The sequence below is a fragment of the Vibrio sp. Vb1755 genome (assembly GCF_033338635.1).
GTDB classification, from domain to species: Bacteria; Pseudomonadota; Gammaproteobacteria; order Enterobacterales; family Vibrionaceae; genus Vibrio; species Vibrio alginolyticus.
On record NZ_JAWOTA010000060.1, the window covers coordinates 1 to 2,321 of the forward strand.

1 protein-coding gene and 1 tRNA gene are annotated in these 2,321 nt (G+C 44.1%); one reads left to right on the forward strand and one right to left on the reverse strand.

What is annotated here, in order from left to right:
• The first annotated feature begins 561 nt into the window (after positions 1 to 561).
• The gene (locus tag R7E00_RS22470; protein WP_081007970.1) at positions 562 to 1,998 is read left to right on the forward strand and encodes an NAD-dependent succinate-semialdehyde dehydrogenase; all 1,437 of its coding nucleotides are present in this window, start codon (positions 562 to 564) and stop codon (positions 1,996 to 1,998) included.
• Positions 1,999 to 2,244: 246 nt separating this feature from the next.
• Here R7E00_RS22470 and R7E00_RS22475 read toward each other — a convergent pair.
• Positions 2,245 to 2,320, reverse strand: a tRNA-Asn gene (locus tag R7E00_RS22475).
• Position 2,321 lies beyond the last annotated feature (1 nt).

Genomic DNA, 2,321 nt, shown 5'->3' on the forward strand with positions numbered 1-2,321 from the left:
AGTTGGTTAGAATACCGGCCTGTCACGCCGGGGGTCGCGGGTTCGAGTCCCGTCCACTCCGCCACTTATATTAAGCCCCAGTCGAAAGACTGGGGCTTTTTCGTTTGGTCGTGTCCCCTAGAAATGCATTTACACATTGAAGGCGAGACAATACGACTTTCTTTACCCTTTTGGCACATGAGTTTCTCAGGAAGATGGGCCTGCTGCCTGCACTTCCAATTACTCCGAGTTTGTATTATGTCCTTGTTGAAAGATTGGTCATTTGAACAATGAGTCTTTATAACACTCGCCCTCAACCGTAGTAGAATGAATAGTCTTCCTCACTGCGCGTTTTGTTAGCGTCTCTCTTAAACAATAATTTTCTACATCTTATTTCTCAAACATTCATTGCTTCCATGTTTAGAGCGGGACCGTCGTTGCGTGGATTACGCAATTTCCCGAAATATAGTGAGGAAGAGATCTAAGTCTTCCGAAAATTAATGCCTTTTAGAAAACTTTGTTTTCTTTGCTGAACTTGCTAGTAGCGATTAACCTAAGAGGAGTTCTTGAGGAGTATGTTTGATGATGCAACAAATAAAAAATGAAACGCTGAAATCTGTATTTAAGCAATGGTCTTCCGAAGAGGGAATTGTGGTCATCAACCCTGCAACTGAGCAAGAGTTAATTCGGTTAAAGCCTAGTACTCTTGATGAGTTAGATGATCTCATTGGTCAGTGCAAAACGGAGCAAGTCCGTTGGGCTAAATTAAGTGCCAAAGAGCGCTCTCGTCGTTTGAGGGGGTGGTATCAACTACTTCTTGATAATGCAGAAGACATAGCCACGATTATTACCTTAGAGCAGGGTAAACCTTTAGCTGAGAGCAAAGGGGAAGTGATGTATGGTGCCTCTTTTGTCGAGTGGTTCTCAGAAGAAGCAAAACGTGCTTATGGCGAAGTTATTCCTGCCCCCACGACAGATAGACGTCTATCTGCAATTCGCCAGCCTGTGGGAGTATGCGCTGCAATTACACCTTGGAACTTCCCTATTGCGATGATTACAAGAAAAGCAGCACCAGCCCTAGCGGCAGGTTGTGGCATGTTGATCAAGCCATCAGAGCTTACCCCTCTCACTGCAATTGCTGTTGTTGAATTAGCTTATCAGGCTGGTATCCCTAAAGAACTGCTTTCTGTCGTGGTGTCGGAGCAGGCTGCTGAGTTTGGTCAAGTACTAAGTACTGATCCTAGGATTCAGAAGATCTCTTTTACGGGGTCTACGCGCGTTGGGAAAATTTTGATGAAGCAAGCCAGTGATTCAGTCAAGGCGGTGTCGATGGAGTTGGGTGGTAATGCGCCTTTCATCGTGTTTGAAGATGCAGACTTAGATGAGGCTGCGGAAGGGCTTGTCGCGTCGAAGTTCCGTAATGCAGGGCAAACATGTGTTTGTACCAATCGGCTATATGTTCATAAAAATGTAAAACAAGCTTTTATTGATAAAGTATTGTCGAAGTTAAGCAAATTAAAGCTTGGAAATGGTTTAGAGAAAGGTGTCACATTAGGTCCTGTTATTACGATGGCCTCTAAGCATCGACTAGAGGCGGTGATCGATCAAGCTGTACAAGAAGGAGCCTCTATTGCTAACTCTCCACAGAGACGGCCTGGTCGCTTTATGGAGCCCGTTCTTTTGGATAGTGTGACGCAGAATATGTCGATTGTTCAGCAAGAGCTATTCGGGCCTGTGTTGCCTATTGTTACCTTTGAAAATGATTATCAAGTTCTCGAAATGGCGAACGATACAGAATATGGTTTGGCTTGCTATTTCTATACGAATAGCTTGAAGCGTATTATGGCTTTTAGTGAAGGTTTAGAGTACGGCATGGTTGGAGTTAATGAAGGGATCATCTCTACTGAAGTGGCTCCATTTGGTGGAGTTAAAGAGTCGGGTGTTGGACGGGAAGGTGCTAAGCAAGGACTCGATGAATATCTGGAGACAAAGTATATTTGTCTTGGTGGTTTAAGCTGATTTCAGAGATGGCCGATTGAATTAAAAAGCTAGGTTTTTACCTGGCTTTTTTTAGTTGAAAGATACACCATTTGCCACGCGCGTTTGTGGTTAATATTTTCTGGTTACTTAGTGAGTCGATAGTTAGCTTGCGGTAAGCGGTTTTTAATAATCAAAGCGCTTATGTTATTTCGTGGGTAGTAGGAGAGAGCTTAGCTTTAAACTAATACAAAAAAGCCGCATCAAGTGATGCGGCTTCTTCTAATATGGCTCCTCCTGCTGGGCTCGAACCAGCGACCTGCGGATTAACAGTCCGTCGCTCTACCAACTGAGCTAAGGAGGAA